The 26,831-nt window shown below is 71.9% G+C and carries 24 protein-coding genes and 1 pseudogene; 9 read left to right on the top strand and 16 right to left on the bottom strand.

Going from position 1 to position 26,831, the window contains the following annotated elements:
* Positions 1-6: 6 nt before the first annotated feature.
* From ACSRUE_RS10775 to ACSRUE_RS10755, 5 genes and pseudogenes are all read right to left on the bottom strand, one after another.
* Entirely contained in the window at positions 7-2,379 is a 2,373-nt protein-coding gene (locus ACSRUE_RS10775; protein ID WP_441290924.1) for a 3-hydroxyacyl-CoA dehydrogenase/enoyl-CoA hydratase family protein, read from the bottom strand.
* A gap of 545 nt (positions 2,380-2,924) precedes the next feature.
* Entirely contained in the window at positions 2,925-3,200 is a 276-nt protein-coding gene (locus ACSRUE_RS10770; protein WP_012240164.1) for a hypothetical protein, read from the bottom strand.
* Between the two features lie 373 nt (positions 3,201-3,573).
* Positions 3,574-3,780, bottom strand: coding sequence for a hypothetical protein (locus ACSRUE_RS10765; RefSeq protein WP_441290923.1), 207 nt, complete (start codon positions 3,778-3,780; stop codon positions 3,574-3,576).
* Between the two features lie 86 nt (positions 3,781-3,866).
* Entirely contained in the window at positions 3,867-4,112 is a 246-nt protein-coding gene (locus ACSRUE_RS10760; RefSeq protein ID WP_441293210.1) for a hypothetical protein, read from the bottom strand.
* A 110-nt stretch (positions 4,113-4,222) separates the two neighbouring features.
* Positions 4,223-4,852 (bottom strand): annotated as a pseudogene (locus ACSRUE_RS10755) (hypothetical protein); the annotation flags it as partial.
* A gap of 345 nt (positions 4,853-5,197) precedes the next feature.
* Between ACSRUE_RS10755 and ACSRUE_RS10750 the strand changes: the two are divergent.
* On the top strand, positions 5,198-5,983 hold the full coding sequence (locus ACSRUE_RS10750; RefSeq protein ID WP_441290922.1) for a hypothetical protein: 786 nt from the start codon (positions 5,198-5,200) through the stop codon (positions 5,981-5,983).
* Between the two features lie 264 nt (positions 5,984-6,247).
* Here ACSRUE_RS10750 and ACSRUE_RS10745 read toward each other — a convergent pair whose 3' ends face one another.
* From ACSRUE_RS10745 to ACSRUE_RS10730, 4 genes are all read right to left on the bottom strand, one after another.
* Positions 6,248-7,417: a trypsin-like peptidase domain-containing protein gene (locus ACSRUE_RS10745; protein WP_441290921.1), complete on the bottom strand. Its 1,170-nt coding sequence runs from the start codon at positions 7,415-7,417 to the stop codon at positions 6,248-6,250.
* Positions 7,414-9,225, bottom strand: coding sequence for a hypothetical protein (locus tag ACSRUE_RS10740; RefSeq protein ID WP_441290920.1), 1,812 nt, complete (start codon positions 9,223-9,225; stop codon positions 7,414-7,416). The genes ACSRUE_RS10745 and ACSRUE_RS10740 overlap by 4 nt, the downstream gene beginning before the upstream one ends.
* Before the next feature lie 49 nt (positions 9,226-9,274).
* Entirely contained in the window at positions 9,275-11,254 is a 1,980-nt protein-coding gene (nuoH, locus tag ACSRUE_RS10735) for an NADH-quinone oxidoreductase subunit NuoH (protein WP_441290919.1), read from the bottom strand.
* A gap of 108 nt (positions 11,255-11,362) precedes the next feature.
* On the bottom strand, positions 11,363-12,154 hold the full coding sequence (locus ACSRUE_RS10730) for an ABC transporter ATP-binding protein (RefSeq protein WP_441290918.1): 792 nt from the start codon (positions 12,152-12,154) through the stop codon (positions 11,363-11,365).
* Between the two features lie 96 nt (positions 12,155-12,250).
* Between ACSRUE_RS10730 and ACSRUE_RS10725 the strand changes: the two genes are divergently transcribed.
* The 6 genes from ACSRUE_RS10725 to folK all read left to right on the top strand — a co-directional run bounded on the left by ACSRUE_RS10725 (position 12,251) and on the right by folK (position 16,654).
* Positions 12,251-12,994, top strand: coding sequence for a polyhydroxyalkanoate synthesis regulator DNA-binding domain-containing protein (locus ACSRUE_RS10725; protein ID WP_441290917.1), 744 nt, complete (start codon positions 12,251-12,253; stop codon positions 12,992-12,994).
* Between the two features lie 34 nt (positions 12,995-13,028).
* A complete protein-coding gene (locus ACSRUE_RS10720; RefSeq protein WP_437764013.1) occupies positions 13,029-13,715 on the top strand; it encodes a sigma-70 family RNA polymerase sigma factor in 687 nt (228 codons plus the stop codon).
* Entirely contained in the window at positions 13,712-14,578 is an 867-nt protein-coding gene (locus tag ACSRUE_RS10715) for an anti-sigma factor family protein (RefSeq protein ID WP_441290916.1), read from the top strand. Before ACSRUE_RS10720 ends, ACSRUE_RS10715 begins: the two co-directional genes overlap by 4 nt.
* 67 nt (positions 14,579-14,645) lie before the next feature.
* Entirely contained in the window at positions 14,646-15,602 is a 957-nt protein-coding gene (gene gshB, locus ACSRUE_RS10710) for a glutathione synthase (protein WP_437741930.1), read from the top strand.
* 55 nt (positions 15,603-15,657) lie between these two features.
* The gene (locus ACSRUE_RS10705; protein WP_441290915.1) at positions 15,658-16,044 is read left to right on the top strand and encodes a hypothetical protein; all 387 of its coding nucleotides are present in this window, start codon (positions 15,658-15,660) and stop codon (positions 16,042-16,044) included.
* A gap of 112 nt (positions 16,045-16,156) precedes the next feature.
* Entirely contained in the window at positions 16,157-16,654 is a 498-nt protein-coding gene (folK, locus tag ACSRUE_RS10700; protein ID WP_441290914.1) for a 2-amino-4-hydroxy-6-hydroxymethyldihydropteridine diphosphokinase, read from the top strand.
* 21 nt (positions 16,655-16,675) lie between these two features.
* Here folK and ACSRUE_RS10695 read toward each other — a convergent pair whose 3' ends face one another.
* Genes ACSRUE_RS10695 through ACSRUE_RS10685 form a run of 3 tightly spaced genes read right to left on the bottom strand, consistent with a single transcriptional unit; the run spans position 16,676 to position 19,084 of the window.
* Positions 16,676-17,245, bottom strand: a complete 570-nt coding sequence (locus tag ACSRUE_RS10695) for a hypothetical protein (protein ID WP_441290913.1) — start codon at positions 17,243-17,245, stop codon at positions 16,676-16,678.
* A gap of 4 nt (positions 17,246-17,249) precedes the next feature.
* Positions 17,250-18,026, bottom strand: coding sequence for a 3'-5' exonuclease (locus ACSRUE_RS10690; RefSeq protein ID WP_437764008.1), 777 nt, complete (start codon positions 18,024-18,026; stop codon positions 17,250-17,252).
* Entirely contained in the window at positions 18,023-19,084 is a 1,062-nt protein-coding gene (locus ACSRUE_RS10685) for a DsbA family protein (RefSeq protein ID WP_441290912.1), read from the bottom strand. Before ACSRUE_RS10685 ends, ACSRUE_RS10690 begins: the two co-directional genes overlap by 4 nt.
* Positions 19,085-19,143: 59 nt before the next feature.
* Here ACSRUE_RS10685 and ACSRUE_RS10680 point away from each other — a divergent pair, with 59 nt between their 5' ends.
* Entirely contained in the window at positions 19,144-19,938 is a 795-nt protein-coding gene (locus ACSRUE_RS10680; protein ID WP_441290911.1) for a response regulator transcription factor, read from the top strand.
* 83 nt (positions 19,939-20,021) lie between these two features.
* Here ACSRUE_RS10680 and ACSRUE_RS10675 read toward each other — a convergent pair whose 3' ends face one another.
* Positions 20,022-21,392 (bottom strand): OmpP1/FadL family transporter, encoded by a 1,371-nt coding sequence (locus ACSRUE_RS10675; protein WP_441290910.1) that lies wholly within the window; start codon positions 21,390-21,392, stop codon positions 20,022-20,024.
* Positions 21,393-21,527: 135 nt separating this feature from the next.
* Between ACSRUE_RS10675 and ACSRUE_RS10670 the strand changes: the two genes are divergently transcribed.
* Positions 21,528-22,220, top strand: coding sequence for a hypothetical protein (locus ACSRUE_RS10670; protein ID WP_441290909.1), 693 nt, complete (start codon positions 21,528-21,530; stop codon positions 22,218-22,220).
* 13 nt (positions 22,221-22,233) lie between these two features.
* On the opposite strand, the gene ACSRUE_RS10665 is transcribed toward ACSRUE_RS10670, so the two are convergent.
* The 3 genes from ACSRUE_RS10665 to ACSRUE_RS10655 form a co-directional block, all read right to left on the bottom strand.
* Positions 22,234-23,430 (bottom strand): metallophosphoesterase, encoded by a 1,197-nt coding sequence (locus ACSRUE_RS10665; protein ID WP_441290908.1) that lies wholly within the window; start codon positions 23,428-23,430, stop codon positions 22,234-22,236.
* Between the two features lie 98 nt (positions 23,431-23,528).
* Entirely contained in the window at positions 23,529-24,395 is an 867-nt protein-coding gene (locus ACSRUE_RS10660; protein ID WP_441290907.1) for a hypothetical protein, read from the bottom strand.
* Positions 24,396-24,699: 304 nt separating this feature from the next.
* Positions 24,700-26,805 (bottom strand): hypothetical protein, encoded by a 2,106-nt coding sequence (locus ACSRUE_RS10655; protein ID WP_441290906.1) that lies wholly within the window; start codon positions 26,803-26,805, stop codon positions 24,700-24,702.
* Positions 26,806-26,831: the final 26 nt, after the last annotated feature.

Here is a 26,831-nt window from a genome sequence, read left to right as displayed (position 1 = left end):
GTTCACCTAGTTCCGGAGGGGCTTGTTGTTCATCAGCATGTACTGCATTCGCTCGGCGCTCTTGGGCTCGCCGCACAGGCTGACGAACGCCTCGCGCTCGAGCTCGAGGATCTCGTCCTCGGTCACCTCGCGCGCCCCGCCGCCCGCGCCGCCGCAGAGCACCTCGGCGAGCTTGCGCGCGATCTTCGCGTCGTGCTCGCTGGCGTGGCCGCCGGCGACGAGCGTGTCGATCATCATCTGCAGCGTCGCGATCCCGCTCTCGCCCGGCAGCTTGTAGGCGCGCGGCACGGGCGCGTGGTACCCGGCCTCGGCCAGCCCGATCGCGCGCGCCTTCGCCTCGTACAGCTGGCGGGCCCGGTCGAACGAGACGCCGTCCGTCTTGCGGAAGAACCCGAGCGCCTTCGCCTCGTCCGCGCTGGTCGCGACCTTGGCGAGGGCGATGTTCTTGAAGACCTGCGTCACGATGTCGTACGTCGGCACCGTCACGCCCTCGGGGATCCCCTCCAGCGCGCGCCAGAGCATGTTGAGCGTCCCCGCGCCGCCCGGGATCAGGCCGACGCCGACCTCGACGAGCCCCGCGTACGTCTCGGCCGCGGCCTGCACCGCGTCGCAGGCGAAGCAGAGCTCGAGGCCGCCGCCGAGGGTCATCCCGTAGGGCGCGGCCACGACCGGCACGCTCGCGTACTTCAGCCGCTGGGTCGCGTCCTGGTACGCCTTCACCATCTTGCGGATCGCGTCCCAGTCGTTGTTGCCCGCGGCCATGGCCACGAGGAACAGGTTGGCGCCGACGCAGAAGTGCTCGCCCTGGTTCACGACCACGAGCGCGCGGAAGTCCTGCTCGGCCTTCTCGGCGGCGAGCGAGAGCATCCCGATCGAGTCCGGATCGAGGCTGTTCGCCTTGGTCTTGAAGGTGACGCCGAGCACGCCGTCGCCGAGGTCCCAGGCCTCCGCGCCGTCGTTGGCGAGCACGGCCTTCGCGCCGCGCCGCGCGCCGGCCAGCGTCACGTTGCGCGGATCGACGGGCCGGGCGACGTACTCCCCCTTGAGCAGGTCGAACACCGCCCCATCGGCGCGGTAGAACGACGTCGCGCCGCTCTGCTTCATGCGGAGGATCGACGCGGGCAGCTGGATGCCGTCCTTCTGCATGCGCTCCACGGTCTCGGCGAACCCGAGCGCGTCCCAGGTCTGGAACGGCCCGAGCTCCCAGTTGTACCCCCAGCGCATGGCGTCATCGATCGCCACGATGCTGTCGGCGATCTCGCCGACGCGCCGCGCCGTGTACGCGAGCGAGCGGGAGAGCACCTTCCAGGCGAACTGGCCGGCCTTGCCGGGGTCGCTGGCGAGCTTCTTCACGCGCGCGGCGGGGTCCTCGATCTTCTCGCACGACCTCGTTGCCTTCTTGATGGCCTCGTCGCCGCCGTGGGGGCGGTACTCGAGCTTCACCGGGTCGAACGTCTCCAGGCCTTCCTTGCCCTTGCGGTAGGAGCCGCCCTTGGTCTTGTCGCCGAGGAGCTTCGCCTCGATCATCTTCCTGACGTAGGCGGGCATCTTGAAGACGTCGCGGTCCTCGTCGCGCTCGAGCGCCGAGTAACAGTTGTCCGCGACGTGGGCGAAGGTGTCGAGCCCGACGATATCGCCTGTCCTGAAGCTCGCGCTCTTCGGGTGGGCCATGGCGACGCCGGTGATGGCGTCGACGTCTTCCGGCGCGAGGCCGTCCTCGATCATGAGGTGGATGGCGGTCAGCATCGCGTGGGTGCCGATGCGATTGCCGACGAAGTTCGGGGTGTCCTTGCCGAAGACGAGGCCCTTTCCGAGCACGTCCTCGCCGAGCTTCCGCACGCGCGCGACGACGGCGGGATCGGTGTCGGGCCCGAGCACGAGCTCGAGGAGCTTCATGTACCGGACCGGGTTGAAGAAGTGCATGACGAGGAATCGCTTGCGGAAGTCCGCGGAGCGCCCTTGCATCATCTCCTCGATGCGCAGCCCGGACGTATTCGACGCCACGACCGCGTCGGGCCGCAAGACCGCTTCGAGCCGCGCGAAGAGGGCGCGCTTCGGCTCCATCTTCTCGATGATCGCCTCGATAACGAGGTCGCATTGGGCGAGCTCGGCGAAGTGGTCTTCGGTGTTGCCGGTGCGCACGAGGCGGGCGTTCGACGGGTGGAAGAACGCGGCGGGCCTGGCCTTGAGGGCCTTCTCGAGCCCGCCTGCGGCGAACCTGCTGCGGGCGGCCGGGTCCTTCTTTTCGGCGTCGGTGAGGTTCGGGGGCACGATATCGAGGAGCAGGACCTCGATGCCGGCGTTCGCGAAGTGGGCGGCGATGCCGCTGCCCATGACGCCCGCGCCGATGACGCCCGCGCGGCGGATTGGTTTCGTCATGCAGATCCTCCGAGAGAGATGAAGGGGGCGCAAACCATTGACGGAAAGGGCCCCGAGCGCAAGCGTATCCGGGGTGGACGGCCGCGCGGGAGAGCGAGCAAGGTTACGCGTCGCCGTCGAGGGCGCGCGCTGATCGGCGGGGCGCCGCGGGACGCCGGGCGGACCAGCGCGGGTGTGCGACACCGAGCGACAGCTGCAATGAGAGGCGGCGCACGTGGGATACCGCACGGGCCAGCGCGGGAGTGTAGGGCGAGCGGCAGTTGCGATGAGGGGCGGCGCACCGGCATGAGGGGTGGCGCATCCGCAGGAGGGACGGCGCATCCGGAGCGGACGCGGCAGCGTCCTCTGGACGACCGGCGACCCGTGTGTTCCAGCGACTGGCCGTCCTCGGTGTGCTTCCGTTTCCGGGAGAGCGGGGGAGATGGGGAGTTGGCTTCTGGGACGACCTGTCCAGGGCGCCCGCCTGCGATGCGGGCGTGCTCAGGTGAGGCCGTCCGGGCGTGCTCAGGTGAGGCCGCGCAGGCGGGTCGGCTGGTGTCGGTCGCTCAGTGCCATGCCTGAGCGGACTGAACTGGCTGTCCGGTGCGGTCGTGCTCGGCGAGGAGGCGCTTCGATATCTCGACGCACTCGGTGCAGGTGGCGAAGCGCGACTTGTGCAGGCACTGGATCCAGGTCGCCGACCCTTGCGCCAGGAACTCCTCCGGATCGAGGTGCTTGCCGCAGGCGACGCAGTGGATGTGCTTGTGCTCGTGAGGCTGCGCCGGGCGCGCGGGCGCGAGCGCCTTCCGCTCGCGCTTGGTCAGTCGCTTCTCTCGCTTCATGGTCTCCTCGATGACGGGTGGCCGCACGGCCTCGTGCGGGCGCGGGTGAAGCTACCACGCGCCGCTCGGCGAGGGTTCGGGCGGACGGCGCGGAGGCTGGTGGCGCGGCGGTGCGGGACGGACCTGCACGACGTCGCCTGCGGACGGCGGCGGCGTGGGGGCGTGTGGGTTGACTTCCTTCAGGTGGTGTGCATAGCGGGCGAGGCTACCGCGCCTCCCCGGGCCCGCGCTGCGCTCGGACGGCGTTGCGAGAGCGGCGCGGAAAGTGGGCGCGGTGGGCCCGCGCGCGTTCCCCCTCGCCGTCCTCGCAGCCACGGAGCGCCTCCTCTTCGTCCATCTCGGCGACCTCGGTCGCGTAGTACCGAGGGGAGTGTCAGGTTCGCCGCAAGGCCTTCAGGAAATCGAGCCCATCCTCACCGCCGTGCGGCGCCACGCCGATGGCATACTTCCCGGCGGCGTCGAGCGCGAGGGAACCGGGGAGAAATGTTCCCTGTTCCTCCAGAGCACTCTTTGCAACGTCGAGCACCAGCTCAACGAGACGCGAGAGCTCGCCCATGCTTTCGCCATGTTCATTGTTCATAGACGATGTGTCCCGATGCTGATTGGCTGATGGAGGTCTCGTTCAAAGACAGTAAGCCGCGAGGCGGGGCGAACAGGTCCATCACGTCAGGACGTGATGCCGAGCAAGAAGAGAGCGTCCGCCCAGAGTGGCCAGAGCGTGCGGTAGGAATGGGTCGCCAGCACGACGCCGCCGCTTGGAAGGCGCCGCACGTGGTAGGGGGCGTGGCGCTCGATGAACTGGACGTGCTTGCGCGAGGTGACGTCCGCCTCGTAGGTGGGCGCGCCGGCTTTCGTCTCATTGACGATCTCGCGCGCGCGTGTCTCGGCGGAGCGCCATTCATCGTCCGGCACCGCCGAAGCTTCGAGCGCTTCGAGTAGCGTGACGGGCGGGATGGAGAGCGTCCGAAGGACCTGTTCGCGTGTGAGCTCGACGTCGCCTGGGAGGACGGCGCGGGGTACGCGTCGAACTGCGCGATCTCCTCGGCAACCCGAATCGCATCCGGCGTTAGCCCGCCTGTGCGACTGACCGCGCGCCACATCGGCCCGAGCGCCCCGAGCCCGAAGCCCACCCCCGAGAAGATCCGCTCCTCGGTGCTGAGCTCCTCCCCCGACGGCAAGCACCACGCCTTGCCGGTGACCGCCTCGCACAGGTCGAGCGCCGGCCCCACCACGGGCACGAACCCCACGCCGATGCGCGTCGTCGCGTGCACCAGCGTCTGCATCACCTCCGCGTATGCCCCGAACCCCTCGGCGACCGTCGATATCGCCCCCGCGAACGCGCTGATCGTCTGGTAGAGCTGCGTCTGCTCCAGGTCGAGCCCGTCCCCCGACCACTGGTTGAGGCTGTCCTTCCTCTGGTCGGCGAGCGCGTCGAACCGCGGCTTCAGCACCGTGTCGACCTGCGCCCGCAGGTCCGCCGGCACCGGCGTGTCCACGAACCAGTCCGACGCATCCATGAACTGTCGCACGTACCCCGTGATCCGGTTTTGCGCCTTGAGGAACGCGTTCGTCTCCGCGACCGACACGCCCATCCGGTCGCGCAGCGCGATCTCCAGCGCTGCGCTGTTCGCCCGCCACGCCCGCACGGCCGCCTGCAGCAAGCGTCCACACCAAGGCGGTGGGACATTGCTCGGCCCTGGCTCGCGCCCCGAGCGCCATGTCGTCCGTCCTCGATGTACGGAATATTGCCGAGCTTGCGGGACGGAGCGCCTTGCGGGCGACGGGAGCTGTCCGCCTGCGCGTCCGACGAGGATCTCCCATCGACGCCAAGGCCGCCGAGTCCTCAGAGTGCCGCCCACACCGGACCAGAGCAAAAAACCGACGGTCTCTCGCGCCCGCGCGCGCAACAATCCTCTTCCAACCGTCGAAACACCCATTGTAGCTTCTGCTCTCATTGCCGCCGTCCGGATCCCCCGGTCGGCAGGGAGGAACTCAGCATGGATTATTCGGACGAAGTCCTCGAGGCCACGCCTGAGCGCGTCACCAAGTTCTTGACGGGGATGGGCGCTGTCGCCGCGATTCGCACGTCAATGGCCGGGGCGGGGATGACCGATGACGATATCGTGGAGGGCCGCGCGCTGCTCCTCGACGTCCTCGCCGCTCCCCGCAAGATCGGCGCACCGCCCGATACCGACGATGCCAGGGCGCAGCGCGCCGCGACGGGGGAGCTCGATCAGTGGGACGAGCCCAACTTCACCCGTTATGGCGCCGCGCTCCGCCGGCGTTTCCCCGATGTGAACGCTTATGTCTTCAGGGACCTCGCGCCCTCCACCGGCACCGCCGCCGTCCAGGGAGTGGCCACCTTCCTGGCGAGGCTCGATGCCCTCGAGAATGGCACCGACCCGGGCCGCGCCGGAACGAAGCAGAGCGACAAGAAGGCAGTCGCTTTCCTCGCGACTCGCTGCCTCGACAAGGCCGAGCGCAAGCGCCTCCAGGGGCTCGTCAACGTCGCGCTCGGCCCGACATCCCCTCTGCCCGAGCAGGCCGAGCTCCCGGAGACCGCGCGCCGGCGCGAAGCGCTCGTGAAGCTGCGCGCCTGGTTCGATGAGTGGTCGACCACGGCCCGCGCCGTCATCAAGAAGCGCGGTTACCTCATCCGCCTCGGCCTCGCGAGCCGCAAGGCGCGCCAGCGCAAGCCCACCGCCGCGCCGCCCAAGCCCACAGCCACGCCCTCCCAGCCGACATCGCCGGGCGAAGAGACCCACGAGACCGACGTCGAGTAACTCGACTCACAAATCAACGCATCCGGCGCGCCGATGAGACCTTCCGACGCGCTCCGGAAGCTTCCGACGCGTTCTGAAAGCTTCCGACGCGCTCCGGAGCATGAAATTTCGCATACTTGGCAGCGTCCGCCGCGCCCCCGGCACCGTCCGACACGCGCTGGAGGACGAATTTCCCGGTAAATTCCGCATCTCGCCTCCACGCCGGAAGCTTCCGGAGCGCGTCGGAAACCTCCGGAGCGCGTCGGAAGCTTTCGACCCGCGTCCTCAGCGCCCCGCGGCCGACTCGAACCTGGGCGCCGCGTCGAACGTCTCCGCCAGCGTCCTCCGGTACTCGTCGGCCATCTGCACGAGCCCATCGATGAGCAGCGCCACGTCGTGGTCCGCGCAGCCCTCCAGCGACGCCACGCACGACGCCGACACCTCGTCGCCCGTGAGCGACACGCGGAACTCCCCCGTCGTCTGGTCGTTCATCGTGAGCAGGAACCGGTAGAACGGCTCGTGGTTCGCCGCAGGCAGCCCCACGACCGGCGCGCGCAGCGTCAGCAGGCGCCCCGCCTCGTCGATCTCGATGTCCACCTGCGTCGCCGCCTCCGCCGTGGGGTACGGCCGCTGCGCGATGCGCCACGCCCTCGGACCGACACGCCCCCGGTTGGCGATGAGCCCGAGCGTCGACAGGCCCTGCCGGATCACCCGCTCGACGCCCGCGCGCGCCGGGCACGGCGGGTACGCGTGCGGCAGCAGGCGCCCGCAGCCCAGGCACCGGTCGCACTCGACGTCGAACGGCTCCTCGCACGCCGGGCAGCGGTACACCGGCGCCCGATCCCTGAGCTCCGAGAGCGGCCGGTCCCCCGAGGCGAGCAGCGGCTGGAACGCGCCCGCCGGGACCACCACGCAGTGACCCGCGAGCTCCCCGGCCGCGCCGGACGGCGCCGCGACCACGCCGATCACCCGCCCCTCGGGATCGAGCACCGGCGCGCCGAGGGGCGCCGCCACGTCGAGCTCGAACGCCGGGAGCTGCCCGTCGACCTTGCGCGCCACGTGGCAGACCCGCGCGACCGCGAGGCGCAGGCTCTGCCCCGGGAGGCAGCTCAGCACCGCGGCGCGCTCGCCGAGCCGCGGCTCGGCCGCGGCGCGCGCGGCGAGCGCCGCGACGCCGGGCGGATCGGCCGGCGCGACGAGCGCCACGTCGCGGCCCACGTCCGCGGCGATCACCCGCCCGGCCATGCCCCGCCCGTCCTCGAACGTCAGCGCGACCTCCGTCGGGTAGCCGAGCCCGCGCCGGCTCGCCACCACGACGCCGTTGCCGAGCGCCACCCAGCCGGTCGTCACGCGCGCGCCGGCGCGGATCGCCACCACCGAGCGGCGGGCGCGGGCGACGCGCTCGTGGAGCAGCGCGAGATCGCCGTCGCCGTGCGCCGCCAGCTGCGACGTCATTGCGCGACGATCCTCGAGAGCGCCGTCATCAGCAGCTCGATCGTGCCGGGCTTGGCGCCGTCCCGCTGCGCGTAGGCGACGATGTCGCGCAGCCGCTGCTCGGTCTTGACGGGCAGCTTCGTGCGCACGAGGAGCTCGGACAGGGCCCCGATCGCGAGGAAGTGGCGGAGCATCGGGTCGGCCGGCGCGCGCTCGATCTCGCGCAGGTAACGGCCGAGGTGCTCGCGCGCGAGCGCCGCCGTGGTGAGCGGATCGATGTGCAGCGGCTTCTCCTCGGGCACCTGGCCGCGCACCGCCACGAGCCGCTCCATCGCGAGGAGCGCCGGCTCCGCGACGCCGGCGGTGTTCCCGCGGCGCGCGCCGCCCTCGGCCTGGATGAGCTCACGGGTCGCGGCCGCCGTGCAGCGGTAGAGGTGCGCCACCGCGTCGGGCATCGCCTCGCCGTGCTCGTAGATCGCGCGGAAGACCGTGCACCGGATGAGGAGCACCATGACGCCCGGCCGCTCCTGGAAGCTGAGCGCCGCGCCGAGCACCTGCGCGTCCCGGAGCAGCTGGCAGAACCGATCGGCCGCCGCGTTCGCCGACTCCGGGCGGGACGGGATGCTCCGGCGCGACGGAGGCTCGATCTCCACCTCCGGCAGCGCGGGCGGGCGCACCGACAGCGGCGTCGCCGCCATGATGGAGGACGAGCGACGAAAGGGCACGGTGCGCGCGCTGCGGCGATCGCTGACCTGCGCCGGCATCTCCGCGGCCGCCGCCTGCTCACCCGACAGCGGCGCCGCCGTCGCCGCGCTCCCCGGGGCCGGCTTCGCAGCGCCGCCCTCGGACCCCGGCATCGCGACGCCGCCGCTCGCCTTCGACGCCGCGCCGGCGTCGTGCGCCGGCGGGAGGATGCCGGCCTTGGGCGCGGGCGCGCCGCCGTTCTTCGGCGACGCGGCGCTCGGCGCCGGCATCGGCGCCGACGCCAGCGACGGGGACAGGATGTCGGGGATCGCGTCCGCGTCGCGGATGGGGCGCGCGACCGACTCGGGCAGGCGCGGCAAGGGGGGCGCCGCCCACGCCGCCAGCTCCTCGAGCGGCGTCCGCGCCCCCGAGACCGGCGTCGCCGGCGCGCCGGCCCGCACCGACGGAGCGCTCTGCGGACGGGCAGGCGCGGGCGGGACGGTGAGGTTCTTGAGCGGCCGGGCGCGGCCGGCGGAGGCCCACGTGAGGCTCGCCCGCTGCTCCTCGGAGAACGGCGGACGCGCGTCGAACCAGGCGCCCATCGTCTCCCCGAGCCGCTGCGCCGCCTCGCCGCTCTCGCGCAGCGCCTGGCGCAGCGCCTCCGGCGTGAAGGCGGCGACGCGGCGGACGCGGCGGAGCAGCAGCAGATCCTCCCGCATGCACAGCCGGAACGGCTCGGGGCCGCCCGACAGCTCCAGCGCCGTCCTGAGCAGCGGCACCCGGTGCCGCTCCGCGACGCGCACGACGGGGACGTCGATCGACACCCGCTCGTTCGCCGCGTCGAGCGAGACGAAGAGCGTCATCGCCCCGAGCGGAACGATCCACCCCACGCCCTCCTGAAGCGTCGTCGCCTGGAGGCTCGCCCCGGCCTCCGCGGAGGCGCAGTGCGCGACGAAGCGCACCGGGTCGCGCGTGCGCCAGGCGTCGATGGAGCTCCCGTCCCAGTCCGCGTCCGCGGGCGGCGGCTTGCGCGAGGCGGAGAGCACGGGCGACCGGTCCACCCCGCACGCCTCGCACCGCGGCCCACGCAGCGGGAACCCGCACGCGGAGCAGAAGTCGGAGGCCGGGCTCGAGGGGACCGCCACGCCGACAGCATACCTCAGCGCAAGGCCGAGGTGGCACCGCGGTTTGCGCTCAGAGGAACGGATTCAGGTGGAGCGCAACCTTGGCCTCCCGCAGGTTGTGCTGGACCCTGCGGATGAAGTGGATGAACAGGTACGCCCAGACGGCGAAGGTGACGACGCTGATGACGAGCTGGACCGTCTTGCTGACGCCGATCACCATCCAGAGCGCCGTCAGAAGGAACGCCGCGAACGACAGCGGGACGAACCACTTCCAGCACAGGTTCATCATCTGGTCGATGCGGACGCGCGGCAGCGTCCAGCGGATCCAGATGACCACGAAGACGAGGGCCCAGCTCTTCAGCAGGAAGAGGAAGACGCCGATGAGCTGGAGCCCGAAGCTCGCCTCCTGCTGGGCCGGCGAGACGCCCGGGATCTGCCAGCCCCCGAGGAAGAGCGCGCTCGCGATGCCGCACATCACGAAGACGTTCGCCCACTCGGCGAAGAAGAAGAAGAGGTACCGCATGCCGGAGTACTCGGTGGAGTAGCCGGCCACGAGCTCGCTCTCCGCCTCGGGCAGGTCGAACGGCGCGCGGTTGCCCTCCGCGAGCGCCGTCGTGAAATACAGGAAGAACAGCGCGAACGTGATCGGGTTGCGGAAGACGAACCAGTGCCAGGGCCAGCCGCCCACGTCGAGGAGCGAGGGCCCGGCGCCGCCCTGGGCGCCGATGATGTCCTGGAGCCGCAGCGAGCCGGTCATCATGACGATGCACACGATCGCGACCGCGCCGGGGATCTCGTAGCTGATGATCTGCGCCGCCGAGCGGATCCCGCCGAGGAGCGACCACTTGTTGTTCGACGCCCAGCCGCCGGTCATGAGGCCGATGGTCACCAGCGACGTCACGGCGATCACGAAGAGGATCCCGATGTCGAGGTCGGCCGCGATGAGGTACTGGCCGAACGGCATGACGACGAACGTGGCCGACACGCCGACGAACACGAGGTAGGGCGCGAGCCGGAAGAGCGCCTTGTCGCTCTCGGCCGGGATGACGTCCTCCTTCATGATCGACTTGATCCCGTCGGCGACCCACACGAGGAGGCCCTGCGGCCCGGCGCGGTTCGGCCCGATGCGGGACTGCATGCGCGCCGAGACGCGGCGCTCGACCCAGGTGATGATCCCCGCGGTCGGCGCCATGAAGAGCAAGATGATCGCGGCGGCCACGCCGAGGAGGATCCCGGCGCCGAGCAGATCGGCGGGTGCGCTCGCCTGGAACCCCTCGGTCGAGAGCTCGATCTCGGACGGGGTCGCGCCGCCCCGGCGGATCCCGACCGCGGACCGCCGCTCGTGGCCGCTCGGGATCACGTCGGCCTTCGAGAGGACCTTCACGCCCTCGAAGCGCGTGATGACGTCGCCGCGCTGGAGCCCTGCCTGTCCCGCCGGGCTCCCGTCGCGCACGCCCGTCACGACGAGCCCGCCGGCGGGCGGCGACTCGGCCGCGACCTCGACGCCGAAGAACGCGAGCGCGCGCGCCCCCTCCTTCACGCGCGCCTCGATGACGGCGCGGCGCGGGGTCGGCGGGAGGAAGTCCATCGTGACGCCCCTCACCGTGCCGTTCACGGGGAGCGCCCCCTGCGCGGTCGCGGGGATCTCGACGACGACGTCGCCGTGGAAGGTCGTGTGCACCGCGTCGTCGCCGCGGCCGGCGAAGCGGGATTGCAGGCCCTCGGAGAAGACCAGCGAGATCTTCGTGCTGCTGACCTGCGCGCCCTCGATCTCGATGCTCTGGCCGGTGAGCGGCGCCTGGCCGGGGCGGCGGAGGGTGCCGCGGAACGTGACGACCGCCTCCTTCGCCTCCGCCGTGGGCAGGTTGGTCCCGAGGATCTCGATACGGTCGCCGAGGTCGACCTCGCGCGGCACGACGTCGACGACGCTCAGGAGCTCGGGCGCCGTCCTGCTCTCGGCGCAGCCGGCCGCGACGAGCAGCGCGAGGAGGGCCAGGAGGCACGGCAAGAAGCCGCGAGAAAGAGCTCTCCAGGGAGGAGATCCGCGCATGGTGCCGCTTATAAACCGCGCCGCTCGCGCGGTCGAGAATGCGGAGAAAAGCGCTCCTGCTCGCGCTGTCTGTCTACCCCCGGTTACCCACCGGTTACCACCGGTTACCTACCGGCCCCGGACGGGGAGGAAGTACCGGCTGCCGTCGAGCTCGTTCACGCCCACGTAGAGCTCTGCCTCGAACACGTCCTTGAGCCGGCGGTAGGTCATCACCTCCTCGACGGTGCCGTGGGCGACCAGCCGCCCGGCCTTGAGGAGCGCCACGCGGTCGGCGTACTGGGCGGCCGCGTTGAGGTCGTGCAGCACCGCGACGCACGCGAGGCGCCGCTCGGCCACCTCCCTGCGCACGACCTCGTGGACCTCGATCGAGTGGCGGATGTCGAGGTGCGCCCCGGGCTCGTCGAGGATCAGCACCTGCGCCTCCTGCGCGAGCGCGCGGGCGATGGCCACCCGCTTCTGCTCGCCGCCGGAGAGCTCGGCCACCGGCCTCCCCGCGAGCCCCACGAGATCGCAGGCGTCGAGGGCGCGGGCGACCGCCTCCTCGTCCCGGCCGGCGGCGAGCATCCACGCGCCCTGGTGGGGCGCGCGGCCCATCATGACGACCTCGCGCACCGTGAAGCCGGGCGCCGAGGCGATCCCCTGCGGCACGACCGCCACGCACCGCGCGATCGCCCGCCGGTCCATGCCGGCGAGCGGCCTCCCCAGCAGGGTCGCCTCGCCCCGCCCCGGCCGCAGGGCCCCCGAGAGGACCCGGACCAGGGTCGATTTTCCCGCGCCGTTCGGCCCCAGGACGGCGCAGAGCTCGCCCGCGCGCACATCCAGGCTGATCCCCTCCAGCGCCAGCCTCCCGGTGGGATAGCTCGCGGCCACGTCACGCAGATCGATCGCCGGCCCCTGCACGCGGTCTCTTTTGTCGAATGATTTGAGTGATATCGAGTGATCTTCCCTTGCGCGAGGTTTCTCGCGGTGGTCCAATCGACTCGAGGCGTAGAGGAGATGGAAACGGCGAAGGAGACTCTGGGAGGCGGCGAGGTACCGCGTCGCGTTATTAAGCGCTACTCCAATCGGAAGCTCTACGACACGAAGGACAGTCGTTACGTCACCCTGCAGCAGATAGGGGAGATGGTCCGGGCTGGCGAAGAGGTCCAGATCATCGACAACGCGACCAAGGAGGACAAGACCGAGGTCACGCTGGCGCTGATCATCTCGGAAGATCTCAAATCACAGCCGCGCTCGGTCCCGCTCGGCACGCTGAGAGATCTGATCCAGGAGCGCGGCGAGCGGCTGCTCTCGCAGCTGCGCGAGGGCCCGATCGGCCGGCTCATTCCCGGCGCGGTCCCTGGCGAGGGCGGCGTGGTGGCGCCTGGAACGGCGCCCGCCCCGGGGACGGAGCAGGCGGCGCCCGCGTCGCCTTCGTCCCATCCGCCCCCGCCGCTCGACGCGGACAGGTCGAGCCACGCGAAGGGGCGCCTGAGCGGGATCGTCGAGAGCTCGAAGCAGACGCTCGATCAGTGGCAGCAGGCCGTCGACGAGCGCATCCGGGCCATCCTCCCGGGCCTCGGGCTGGTCCGCGATCTCCAGTCCGATGTCAAGCGCCTGTCGCAGCGCATTGACGAGCTGGAGGCGAAGCTCCAGGGACGCGCGGATGAACCCATCGAGGGCGCGGCTCCGCACCAGGCGGGCTCCGGCGCGGACGAACCCGCGGGCGAGGCTCAAGGGGGCGAGACCAGGCTGGAATAGCTCTGGGCGCTCCTCTGTTCCCCCGGGCGAGCCCATGCCGTTCTTCTTCAGCAAGAAACCTGCGTCCGTAGCGCAGGACCTGTCGTTGGCCAGCGCCGACGGTGGCCGCGTCGACGCCTTCGAGATCGAGCTGCTGGGTCATCTGGACACGCTCTATGGCGTGAGCTGCCGGATGACGAAGAGCTCGACGGAGGCGGAGGATCTGGTCCAGGACACCATCGTCAAGGCGATGCGCGCCCGGGATCAGTTCGAGCCGGGCACCAACCTCAAGGCCTGGCTGCTTCGGATCCTGACGAACACGTTCATCAACCGGTACCGTCGCGGGGGCCTCGAGCGAGGCATCTTCGACGGCCCCGACGCCGAGCCGCTCACCGATGCGTGGGTCGGCGCGACGACGATGCGCGCGATGCGCGATCCGGAGACCCAGGCGCTCACGCCGCTGGTGGAGGCGGAGGTGCAGCGCGCCCTCGACGCGCTGCCCGAGGAGTTCCGGCTGGCCGTGGTGCTGTCGGACATCGAGGAGCTCTCCTACAAGGAGATCGCCGAGGCGATGGGCTGCCCCATCGGCACGGTGATGTCGCGCCTGCACAGGGGCCGCAAGCTCCTCCAGAAGACGCTGCGCGAGCACGCGGTCCTGATGGGCATCGTCAGCGAAGACGCGGCGAAGGACGCGCCCGCTGACCTGGACGCGTACCGCAAGCGGAAGCGGGGTGCCGCATGAGCGCTGCGAAATCGATCGAGAGCTGTTCGCGGTTCGACCACGCGCTGTCGGCCTACGTCGACTGCGAGCTGGATCCGGACCACGCCGTCGATCTCGAGTCCCACCTCGTCCAGTGCCCTCCGTGCTTCGAGCAGGTGAGGCTCTTGCGCTCGCTGCGGGCGAGCCTGAAGCGGGCGCGGCCTTCGGGGTGCCCGGACGCGCTGCGGGCGCGCGTCGCCGCGGCGGTCGCGCACGAGCAGGCGCGCGACGCGGCGCAGGCGGCCGAGGCGAGGCCGCGCCTCGTGCACAGGGGGTACGCGATCGCGCTCGCCGCGGCGGCGGGCGTCGTCTTCGTCGTGGGCGTGGCGCGGCGGCCGGACGCGCCGTCGGAGGCCGCGAGGGTGGACGCCGCGAGGGCGGCGGCCGATCGCGCGGCGGCCGCCGCGAGCGTCGAGGTCCTGCTCGACGATCTCGTCACCCAGCACGCGCAGCCGCTGCCGCCGGAGACGACCAACCCGGAGGACCTCCCGCGCTTCGATCCGTTCGTCGGCGTCCCGGTCCGCAGGCCGCAGTTCCAGTCGATACCGGCGAACTTCATGGGCGCCCGCGTGCACGCGATGCGCGATCGGCGCGCCGCGCTGCTCCAGTTCGTGGTGCGGGGCAACCACCGCGTGACGGTCTACATGTTCAACTCGCGCGCGGTCCCGGTGCAGAAGGCGCAGCCGATCCTGCAGCCGCGCGTCGTGCGCGAGCGCCCCGTCTACGTGGGCAACATCAACGGCTACTCGGTCGCCGCCGCCGAGCGCAGCGGCGTCGGCTACGCGCTCGCCTCGGATCTCGGCGACGACGTCAGCACGCAGCTCGTCCTCGCTGCGATGCAGTGAGCGCGCCGGCGCTCGTTCCATAGCGAGGCGCCGTCCTTCCCTCCCACCCCCTACCGCGAGAGACCGCATGCGCTTCGTCTTCGTCATGGATCCGCTGAGCCGCGTGACGCACGACAAGGACACGTCGTTCGCCTTCATCCGCGCGGCGCAGGCGCGCGGCCACGAGAGCTACCACTGCTTGCCGCGCGACCTCTCGATCGAGGGCGGCGAGGCGCACGCCTCGGCCTCGCCGGTGCTCATCGGCGACGCGCCCCCGTTCATCTCGCTCGCGGGGGGCGCGCAGCGGCTCCGGCTCGCGGACGTGGACGCCATCTTCATCCGCAAGGACCCGCCGTTCGATCGCAGCTACCTGTACGCGACGCTGATCCTGGAGCGCGCGCGGCGCTGCCCGCTCATCGTGAACGACCCCCGCGGGCTGCGCGACGCCAACGAGAAGCTCTACGCGCTGAACTTCCCCGAGTGGACGCCGAGGACGCTGGTCACCGCGGACCGCGAGCAGATCCACGCGTTCGTGCGCGCCCTCGGCGGCACGGCGGTGATCAAGCCGCTCGACGGCGCGGGCGGCCTCGGCGTGCTGCAGATCAACGAGCGCGACAAGAACGCGCGCGCCATCGCGGACATGATGACGAACGAGGGGCACCGCCTCGCCATGGTCCAGGAGTACCTGCCCGCCGTCGTCCACGGCGACAAGCGCGTCCTCTTGCTGGACGGCGAGCTGCTCGGCGCCATCCTCCGGGTGCCCCGCGACGACGATCACCGCTCGAACATCCACGTCGGCGGGCGCGTGGTCTCGACGGAGCTCTCGCCGCGCGAGCTCGATCTCGTCCGCGCGGTCGCCCCTCGCCTCCGCGCCGACGGCCTCTTCTTCGTGGGCCTCGACGTCATCGGCGAGCGCCTGACCGAGGTGAACGTCACGAGCCCGACGGGCATCCAGGAGCTCGGGCGCTTCACCGGCGCGGATCCGGCGGCGAGGGTGATCGCCTGGGCCGAGGAGCGAGCGCGCGGCCAGGCCGCGCGCGCGTGAGCCGCCTCGATCTGGAAAGTTGGCCCGGAGCGCCCGCCTCTGCGAAGGGTCCCTCATGGGCGACTCATTCGAGCGGTGTGCCGTCTGCAGCGACGGCGAGCAGGGCGATCGGGACGGCGGTGCGCCCGGGGATCCTCGCGCGAGGACGCGGATGGCGCGCGTGGTCATCCAGGGGCGCTCGCTGAGCCTGTGCCGGACGCACGCGGCGACCGTGGCCGCCGCCATGCCGGAGACGTTCGAGGAGATGCGCGCGCTGTTCGTGGGGCTCCAGCGCGCCGCGCAGCCGGCGCAGCGCGCCGCGCAGCCGGCGCAGCGCGATCCGTCCATCGAGCGCCGCTCCCCCATCCCGCGCCGCAACCCCGAGGATCGGCGCGTCTTCCCCCCGCGGCCGGAGGGCCGGCGGCTCGGCGCAGGACGCCGCGCCAGCGATCCGGGGGAGTGATCGCGGCGGCCGCGCCGGCGCCCTGCTCGCGCCGATCTCCGGAGCGGCGCCCGCTCTCCGCGCGGAGCGCCGCGGGCCGCCGGATGCGCGCGGCGCGTGGTAGGTTCTCGCCATGAGATCCCGCCGGCATGTCGTCATCGGGCTCGGGTCGAGCCTGGGCGATCGCCTGGCGACCCTCCGCGCCGCCATCGCGGCGCTCGGCGCTGATCCCGATCTCGACGTCATCCGCGAGTCGTCGCGCTACGAGTCGCCGCCCGCTGGCGGCCCTCCGCAAGGCGACTACGTGAACGCCGCGGTGCTCGTGGCCACGTCGCTGCCCGCGCGCCAGATCCTCGAGCGCACCCTCGCCGTGGAGCGCGCGCTCGGGCGGACGCGCCCCGATCCGGTGCGATGGGGCCCGCGCACGATCGATCTGGACCTGCTCTGGATCGAGGGCGAGGTCGTCGCGGAGCCGGATCTCGAGGTGCCTCACCCGCGGCTCTGCGACCGTGTGTTCGCGCTCAGGCCGCTGCTCGACGTCGCCCCCGGCGCGCGCGACCCTCGCACGACCGTCGCGTACGCCGCGCTCCCCGAGGCGAGCGCGCCCATTCGCAAGCTCGATCCGATCTGATCGGCGCCGCGCGCGCGGCGCTCAGCGCGAGCGCGGCGGGCCGGAAGCGGCGCGGGATCGGAGGCCGGCGCTGCCGCCGGCGTACGACGCCGCGCTGCCGATCGTGACCACCACGACGAGCAGCAGCGCCCACCCCAGCGCGCCCGCCGGCGCGCCGTCGGCGAGCGCGAGCGCCCACGCGAGCGCCGCGACGACGGCGCCGCTCGCGGCGGCCTCGCGCCGCCCGGCGCGCCCGCCGAACCGCCCCACGAGGTAGCCGCCGGCGACCCCGGCGAGCGCGAACGCGAGCGCGTTGAGCCCCACCATCGCGAGCCGCACCGAGCCCTGTGCCCCGGCGTCCCCCGCCCGCTCGATCATCCGGCGCAGCAGCGTGTTGACGACGCCCGCGAGCGGCAGCCACGCGATGAAGATCGCCACCGTCCCGAGCGCGATCCAGTGCCACGGCGGCCGGTCCTCGCCCTCGTCGTCGCCGCTGCTCTGCAGCACGGGGAGCTTGCGCTTCTCCGGCGCTGCCGCGCCGCCCCGAGGAGGCGCCGCGCCTGCCGCGCCGCTGCCGACGACCGGGAGGCGTCGCTTCGGCACGTCCCCCATGGCGTCAGCTGGGCTTCGAGGTCGGGGGCGGCGCGGCGGCAGGGGCCTTCCGCCAGAACTTCCGCGCTTCGTCCTGCAGGCGGACCAGCCGGCGCTGCTCCTGGATCAGGCCGCCGTAGGCGCGAGGCACACGCGGATCCTTCGCGAGCGCGTACAGGACCTGGAGCGCCGCCTCGGCGTCGTCCGTCGCGCGGTGCGCCTTCTCCAGCGAGATCCCGAGCCGAGCGGCCATGTCGCCGAGGGCGCGGCTCTCCTCGTTCTTGTAGAGCTCGCGGGCGAACGTGAGCGGATCGACCCAGTCGACCTCGCGCCGCATGGCGGGCGGCGGCTCGTGCGGGCGCATGCCCACGCGCTCGAGCTCGGCGAGCAGGAACGAACGATCGAAGGTGGCGTTGTACGCCGCGGGGATCGCCCCCTTGAAGCAGGTGAGGATCTCCTCCGCGACCTCGGCGAACGACGGCTTGCCCTCGACGTCCGCGTCCTTGATCCCGTGGATGGCGGTGCTCTCCGCGGGGATGGGCCGCCCCGGGTGGATGAGCCAGTTGTAACGCGTCAGGATCTCCCCGGAGCGGCCGATGACGATGCCGAGCTCGATGATCCGATCGCCCGCCGGATCGCGCCCCGTGGTCTCGACGTCGACGAAGGCGATGGGCTGGTCGATCCAGGCGCAGCCCGCGTCGATCTCCGACGCGACACCGACGGCGCGCACCTTGAGGAGGTGCGCGATCCCAGGGTAGTGCCGGCCCGTCGGGAAGCAGCCGCACGGGTCGGCGACCTTCACGGCGTCCTCGGCTTCGCGGGCTGGACGGGCGCAGCCGAGGTCGCGGGGCGCGCCGCGCCGCCCGCCGGCGCGCTGGTCCCGGCGGCGGGGATCGCGCTGGCCGCGGGGATCGCGCTGCCGGAGGGCGACGCGTCGTCCGGCTTCGGGGGCGCAGGCCGCGGCGTCTTGCCGAGGAGCTCGAGCTCGAGCTTGACCCACGCCTCGAGATCCTGGCCGGGGTTCGAGAGGAGCTGGAGGTTGACCTCGCGGCCGTTGATGAAGATGAGGGGCGTGCCCTCGAGCCCGACCCCGTCGGCCTGCAGCTTGTCCTTGTCGATGCGCGCCTTGGTGTCGGTCGAGACGAGATCGGCGCGGAACTTCACCATATCGAGCTTGAGCCGCTGCGCGTAACGCTCGAGGTCGGCCTGCTCCAGCTTGTCCTGGTTCTCGAAGAGGAGGTGGTGCATCTCCCAGAACTTGCCCTGGTTGAGCGCGGCGGTCGCCGCGCGCGCGGCGGGCTCGCCGTGGACGTGCGCCGAGAGCGGGTAGAACTTGAAGACGAGGCGCACCTGCCCGTCGAAGCGCTTCACGAGCGCCTCGAGCAGCGGCGACATCAGCCTGCAGAACGGGCACTCGAAGTCGGCCCACTCGACGATCGTGATCGGCGCGTCGGGCGGCCCCATCTCCGGCGAGCCGTCGGTGGCGAGCGTCTTCACCTTGTTCGCGTCGAAGCGCATGTGGAACGCGTCGTCGCGCTCCTTCTTCGATCGGCCGTCCTTGACCAGATCGAGCAGGAGCTGCGCGGCGGGGAGGCACGCCTTGCAGGGGCGCTGCTCCTTCACGCACTGCGCGATGCTCACGGGCGTGTCCGGGCAAGGGGAGAGGAGCTCCGAGACCTGAGCCGCCCACTCCCGGCGCTCGCGGGGAGTCAGCGAGGAGGTGTCCACGCCCGGCAGCGAGACCGACACCTCCGGGCTCGCGGCCGGCTTGGGCTCGTTCGAGCTCGGGTTCCCAGGACAGCCCGTGGCGCCGATCGCGAGCGACGCGAGGAGCGGCGGCATCCAGCGCAGGAATGACATCGCGGCGCGAGCTTAGTCGGACCCCTTGCGAGATGCTAGCGCGGGTGTAGCGTCAAGAGGTGCGGAGCGTCCTCTACCGCTTCCCGGATCTGCAGCAGTTCGAGCAAATCGTGTGCGATCCGGAGGAGCGTGACCTCGAGCTCGGGCTGCCCGCGGGGGAGGTCGTGGCCGATGGCGAGTGGGTGCTCGCCATCTTCGAGCTGGGTGAAAACCGCCGCGCGACGTCGGCCGCGGCGTGCGCGTCGGTCTCACCGGAGGGGGCGCGGCTCACGTTCGAGCCGCGCGACTGGCATCGCCTCGCCCAGTTCGCGCGGACGGAGGCGCCCCGCCCCGGATCCGTGCCCGACACCGACGCCGCGGCGCTCCTCCGCGCCGCGGACGGGGCCGGGCCCGCCGCGTCATCCGGCGTCCAGGGCGCCGGCCCGGCAGGCCGGGCGCCGCCCCCTGCGCCGCCTCGGCTGAAGGGCAAAGGCTCGCGGGTCCTCGTGGTCGACGACGACCCCCACATCCGCGAGCTCCTGTCGGCGATGCTCGAGGCGGTCGAGCTCGCCGTCGTCGCCGTCGCCAGCGCGGAAGAGGCGCTGGCGCGGGTCCGCGGCTCACCGTTTCACCTCGTGGTCCTCGACTGGAACCTCCCGAAGATGACCGGCATCGACCTGTGCCGGACGCTGCGGCAGGACCCCGGGCTCCGCGATCTCCCGGTCCTCTTCCTGACGGCGCACGCCTCCTCGCAGGACATGGTCGAGGCCTTCGCCAGCGGCGCCGACGACTACATGGTGAAGCCCTTCCGCGCCCCCGAGCTGGGGGCTCGCATCTTCAGCCTGCTCCGCCGGACGCGGCGCTCCACCTCCTGAGGAGCGGCTCCGCGGCGACGCGGGCTCGCGCTCGGTCACCGCACGCAGATTCCGCGCTCAGGTTCCGCGCTCAGGTTCCGCGCTCAGAAGGCGACATCGACGTTGAGGTTGATCACGCCGATGCTCTGCGCGTAGTGCCCGCCGGAGTCGGGAGCCCTCGAGTTGGGGTGCAGGCTGGCGGTGATGCTGTCCCCCGTGGTGTCCCGGCTGACGTAGAACAGGTGGGTATACGACGCGGCGAGGTGCAGCTGCTTCGCGACATGGAAGCGCCCGCCGAGGGCGAACGAGACGTCGTGGAAGTCGACGGCCGATGGATCCAGGGTCTCGTCCGGAACTGCGTTGGAGTCGTACCCGACGCCGCCGAAGAGCTCGATCGCGGGCCGTGGCCAGTGGCTCCAGCCCACGCGCACGCCGAACGTGTCGTCCCAGCGCCGGGCGATGTTCTGCACCACACGGGCGCCCTCTCCGGCGAAGCCGTCGCGGTCGATCTCGCACGCCGCGCCGACCTGGGTGAGGCACTGGTTTTCCATCGAGCTCCACCGCGTCCAGTCGCCGAAGAGCCGGACCTCGAAGCGCTCCGCCGGGACGAAGCGGGCGCCGAGCCGCACGATGTCCGGCAGGCCCTGGTGCAGCTCCACGTCGCTCGGGGAGCTCGACACGCCGCTGAAGCGGTTGGTGAGCGTGCCCTCGAGCGACTCTCCCCCCGTGACGTTCGGCCGCGACTGGTACGACGCGCCGATCCAGAGCCGCTCCGGCGCCGCCTCGACCAGCGCGCCGACGCCGAAGCTCGCGTGGAAGCCGCTCACCTCGAGCAGCGAGCGCCCCTCGGTCGCAAGGAGGTTGTCGCCGGAGGCGTTGCGGGCGCGCACGGTGTTCATCTGGGTCCGAATCAGGTTGCCCGAAAGGCCGAGGCTGAGGCGGAGCGACGGGATCTTGTAGGCGGCGGCGAGGGTGAAGAACATCGTCTGGAGCGAGGACTCGATGGAGTGCCAGCGCTGCACGCCGTCCACCGGCCCGGCGAGCTCGCGATTGCCCTCGAACGCCGCGTTCGTGTCCCAGGACGCGGCGCCGCCGAAGGGCACATAGACGCCGGCGCCCAGCGCCAGATCGCCGAGCCTGGCCGACGCGCCGAGCATCGGCGAGGCAGCCACGTTGAACAGGCTCGCCTCCCCCGTGTTCGCCCGCGGCACCGTCACGTCATCGGTCGCCGCCGCCGAGTGCGTGTAGGACGCGGCGCGCAGCGCGATATTTCCGTCCAGGAACAGATGAATCCCCTCGCTCTCGGCGAGGCCTGCGGGGTTGTAGTAGACCGCGGTCGGATTGCTCGTGATCGGGTTGCCGTGCTCGCCGCCAAACCGCGCGGTCGCGAACCCACCGGCGAGCGCGGATCCGGTCCAGGCGAGGCCGCCGAGGAGGCCGACGGAGATCGCGAAACAGGGGCGGTGGATGAACATATCCGGTGTTCTCGATTCTGAGGGCGGAGGAATGCGGCGCATGCGGCGGACCCTGCATGGTAGGGTTGCAACACCTGCCACGTCGGGGAACGTTCTACCCGCTCAAGTCAAATGTCACCTCTCGCACGGTGTCAAATGCTTTTCTCCCGCACCATCCGGACAACGCTCGCCTCAGCTGCCCTCACCACCGCCGCGCTCCTCATCGGCTGCGCCGACCCGGAAGGCAGATACGATGACTTCGAAGCTCGCGATACCACGATCCGCGAAGACCAGAGCAGCGGCGAGGGTGGTGGTGGCAGCGACGGGAATGGCGGCGCTGGAGGCGGCGGGGACAACTGCCTGCCGGAAGCGGGCGCCGTCGACGGCGATTTCCTCTTCAGCCTCTCGGCCTATCTCAACCCGCGGGCCCCTATCCTCTTCGTGGCCAGCCTGACCACCGAGGCCAGCGACGGCGGCCTGAGCTTCTCGCTGACCTTCCAGCCGCTCGTGGCCGCCGATCGCGAGACGCCCACGGGCGAGCCGTTCGACGTGGGTCCCTTCGAGCTGTCCGCCGATGGGACGTTCACCGCGCAGCTGCCCACGCTCGTCGTGCCGGGCGACGCCAACTCCATCTCCGGCAGCGAGCTCGAGGCCACCATCACGCTGACCGGCGGCTCCCTCTGCGCGCCCGCCGACTTCATCTGTGGCGTTATCACCGGCACGACGGCGAGGCCGCTCCCCCTGAATCTCAAGAACTCTACCTTCGCCATGGAGCGAATCGCCGATCCGAGCGGCTACCCGGCGCCGGTCATCAACTGCAAGAGAGACCCGGCGAACCCGCTCGAGTGAGCGCCCGGTCGGGTCACGCCACGGCCTCCGCGGCGGCGGCGCCTTCGAGCTCGATCAGCGAGATCTCGGACGGCGCGCCGACGCGCATCGGCGGCCCCCAGTAGCCCGTGCCGCGGCTCACGTAGATCTGGCTGTCGCCGTGCGAGGACAGCCCGGCCACGTAGGGCTGGTCGAGCCGCACGAAGAAGTTCCACGGGAAGATCTGACCACCGTGGGTGTGGCCGCTGAGCTGCAGGCCCACGCCCCGCTCCGCGGCCTCCAGGATCTGCTTGGGCTGGTGCGCGAGCAGCACGAGCTCGCGAGAAGGGTCCCGCCCCGCGAGCGCGCGCGCGAGGTCGGGGCCATGGCCGCGGCCCATGCCGCGGGAGCTCCAGTCGTCCACGCCGGCGAGGTCGAAGCCGTGCTCGCCGTCGCCGATCGAGACACGCTCGTTGCGCAGCACCGTCACGCCGAGCCGGCGGAGCTCCGCGATCCACGCCTCGGCGCCGGAGTAGTACTCATGGTTGCCCGTCACGAAGAAGACCCCGTGCCTGGCGCGCAGATCGGCGAGCGGCGCGGTGTGCTCGCGGAGCTCGTCCACGGAGCCGTCGACGAGATCGCCCGTGATCGCGATGAGATCCGGCTCGAGCGCGTTCACGCGCGCGACGACGCGCTCGAGCCAGGCTCGGCCGATCGTCGGGCCGATGTGGAGGTCGGTCAGCTGAACCACGCGAAAGCCCGACATGGCCGCGGGGAGGCGGCGGAGGCGGACGCGCACCGGGCGGACGGCGACGTCGCCGAGGGCGCTCGCGGCGCCGGCGACGCCGAAGCTCATGGCGAGCGCTCCGGCCGCGCCCGCGAGGGCGCGCGAGAGGAAGGTGCGGCGCTCGCCGTCGAGCGGCTGGTTCAGCAGCGCGGTGACGCCGTGGGCGCCGAGGCGGACGAACTCGGAGGTCAGCAGGAGGAAGAAGAGCAGGACGGCGAGCCCGACCCACGTGTAGACGACGCCGGCGACGACGCCGGCGACGTGCCGGGGCAGCGCGCGGGTGAGCAAGAGGCCGAGGGGCACCAGCGACGCGAGCACCACCAGGGCCACGCTGCCGACGCGGTGCCAGAGCGGGCCGAGCTCGGGCGCGCGGATCATGCGCTGCCAGAGGTAGTAGTGGACGCCTGCCACGATGGCGCTGAAGACAGCGATGAAGACGACGAAGGAGAGGAGAGGCCGCTGCACGCGTCCAGCATGACCACGGCGGCGCGCGCCCGCCGCTCCGATCCGCGCCGGAGCCAGGCTCGACAACATTTCTTAACGGAGCGACGCGCGGACGGCGGCTACGACGTGCTCACGCACACGCCGAACCCGGCGGGGTAGATCGCGCTGCCGCCCTGGCACTTGGCGCCTGCGCCGCATTCCGGCGCCCTGCTGTCGATGCGGCAGAGCTGCTTGCACTGGTTCGTCAGCATCGAGCACACGAAGCCGGGCGCGCACGGGCAACGCTCGTCGGCCCGCCCCTCGCCCGGCACCACGCAGCTCGTCGTCCCATCCTCGCGGACGATCGTGCAGGTGAGGCCCGTCGGGCACACGCTGTCGTTCAAGAGCTCGCAGTTCATCGCGGGGACACAGACGGGGATCGGGACCGGAGCCCTCGCGCTCGCCTCGACGACCGACTCGGACATCGGTCGCTCGTCGCAGTACGTCCCCGCCGCGCAGCTCTCGACGTGACCACAGCAGTACTGCCGGCACACGCCGCCCTCCCCGTCGGCTGCCACGCACCCCAGGCCAGCCGCGCAGTCGGCGCCGCTGTGACAAGGGCCGCCTGCCTCGAAGCGGCCCGCCGGCCGGCAGCTCGGGATCGCATCGCCGTCGTCGAGCACGAGCTGGCAGTGCAGCGTCTGCGCGGCAGGGAGCCCCGTCCCTGTGCCCGCGCCGCCGTCCGACGAGCACTCGGTCGGCTCCCCGCCTGGGGTGCAGCCATCGCCGCACAGGTAAGCGAAGCGGGTGTAGGGGTCCTGCGCCTCCGGAGCCGCCGGGATGTTGAGGTCCTCGTTCACGACGCCGCCGGCACCGCCGCTGCCGCTGCCGCTGGCGCTGGCGGGCGGAGGGGGGCTGCCACCCGATTGGGTCGACGCGCCCTCGCCTCCCCCACTCCCGAACACCCCGCCGCCGTCTTCGTACCCACCCGCCGAGGCGTCGCCCATCGAGCACGCGGAGAGCACGAAAACCCAGGCCGCCGCGAGGCCAGAAAGCAGACGGGCGTGGTGTGAGCTCATTCCAGGACCACCAGAAAAGCACAAGCGGAATGAGCGTATCATGTCGCCTCTTGCATTCACAGAATGTGCCCATTCGGTGTGTCGCCGCCAGGGCGCCGAGCGCAACCTGGGGGAGGGCGCCGCCCTGCGCGCCGCGCACACGGGGGCACCTCGCCTGCGGGCATCCCTGGCGCAAGCATGACGCCCGTGTCGCACCGAGCGCCGGGCCTCGCGCGAGGGTGTGTGATGGCGCCTACCGCGCCTCGATGTCGCGGGTGACCACGTTGCCCGCGCTGTCATAGGCGCGCACCGCGAGCAGGTGCGCGCCCGGCGGCACGATCGCGCCGAGATCCGCCTCAAACGGCTCGACGGCCTCGTCGAAGACGCCGTCGCTCGGGAAGATGGGCCGCCACTCCTCCAGGCCCGCGATCGAGACCTCGACGCGCGCGACCGGACCGAGGCCGTCCGCGACCTCGCCCGTGAGCCGGCGCCCCTGCAGCGCGAGCGCCCGGAACACCGGCGGCGTGTTGTCGACAAGGACGGTGCCGGACTCGAGGCTGTGGCGCAGCGTGCGCTCGGGCGGGTTCGCCAGCTCGTCGCTCGCCTCGACGAGGATGCGGTACTCGCCTTCCGGAAGCGCGGTCGTGTCCCATACGTGCTCGGCGCGCGTCACCTTCTCGCCCGGCTTCAGCAAGCTGCGCCAGGTCGACTGCCCCTCCATCCGGTAAGAGAGGCGGTAGCGGAGGTCGTCCTGGTCTGGATTGTCGACCTTCCACGTCAGCTGGAGCGCGCTCACGGGCTTCGGCGCCTCCCCGCCCGACGGCGGGAGGCTCGAGCGAGAGGGCTTCGCCTGCCCCTTCGGCGCGGCCTCGATCGACGTGACCACGGCGCGCGCGTTGTCGGTGACGAACGAGAGCTTCACCTCGCGGAGCACCGCGCCCGGATCGCGGCGCCAGCGCGCGCGGATCTGCGCGAAGCGCGCCGGCGGGCTCTTCACGTCGCCCGGCGCGGCGAGCGCCGTCGACCACGGGCTCCAGGTGCTGTCCGGGGTGTCGGTGTTTCCGCTCCGGGTCTCGAGCTCCAGCGCGCCGTCGGAGCGCCACGAAAGGCGCCCGAACGTGGCCCGCAGCCCGGCGTCGAGCACCTTGCTCGTCCACACCGCGTCGGCGCCGCCGACGCCCTTCACCTCGTGGAAGACCGCGGGGTCGGTGGTCGCGACGAACCTGCGCCGCCCGGCCATCAGGAAGGCGCCGACCTGGCGCTCGTCGGTGTCGGCGACGAGCCGCGCGACGTGGTTGTCGCTCACGGCGTAGAGCTGGCCTTCCGCGCCGGTCCCGACGTACGGCGTCAGGTCGTCGCCGAGGCCGAGCGAGACGTAGTGGGTGTCGTCGTCGCTCATCATCTTCTCGGCGACGCCACTCCGATCGAAGCGCATGAGCACGCCCTTGCCGGGCTTCTGCGCGCGCGCCGGCTGCGGCGACGGCGGCCCGTTCCGGTTGCGCTTCGGGGGGGCGAACGCCTCGGCGTACTTGTTGGCGATCGCGTAGATCGCGCCGCCCTTCGCGCCCGGCGCGATGGCGATGGCCTTCACGTCGTCGGCGTCGAAGTCGTAGAGCACGGTCGCGCGCCCGGGCGCCGTGAGCTTGTAGAGGAGCGCCTTGCCGTTCGAGCCGGCGTAGACGGCGCCGTCGTCCCCGACGGCGACGCACATGAGGTGCGGCTCGTCGCTGTCGAAGTACACCTGGGCCTTGCCCGCGGCGTCGACGCGGAACAGCTTCCCCCCCGAGCCGGTCGCCGCGTAGAGCGCCTTCGCCCTGGGATCGTACGCGAGGCCCCACACGTCCTCGGTGTCGGGGAGCTCGGCGAAGACCTTCGCAGGACCGCCGTTGCCCGCGCCGCGCGGCAGGCGGAAGAGCTTGCCCTCGGGGAAGGTCCCCGCGATGACATCGCCATCGAACGCGAGCGCGAGCGCGCTGACCGCCATCTGCCCGGTCGTGGCCACGAGCGCGACCCGGCCGCCCGAGACGCTGTAGATCTTCCCCTCGTTGCCCGTGCCGAGCAGCACCGTCCCGTCCGGCAGCACCACGGAGCTCCAGATGGACGTCGCGTCCGGCAGCGGCGTCGCGCCGAGCGTCAGCCCGGCGCGCACGGCGCCGTTCGAGTCCACGCTGACGCCGGTGAGATCCCCGCCCTTCAGGTCCTCGAGCGATCGGAGCTCGAAGCTGCGCGTGCCCACCGCGTGGGCCGGCAGCGCCACGAGCCCCGCGGCGGCGACGGCGGCGGCGAGGAGCCTGCGCGGAGAGGGGACGGCGCGAGGGTGAGGCGTTCGGGAATGGGCAGAAGAGCGCTCTGTGCTCATGGGTCGCAAAATGGAGGGGGGGTAAG

The sequence above is a fragment of the Sorangium sp. KYC3313 genome (genome assembly GCF_052075895.1).
Taxonomy (GTDB): Bacteria; Myxococcota_A; Polyangia; order Polyangiales; family Polyangiaceae; genus Sorangium; species Sorangium cellulosum_B.
Note: the sequence above shows the minus strand (reverse complement) of the source record. Positions and strands in the feature narration are given on the sequence as shown.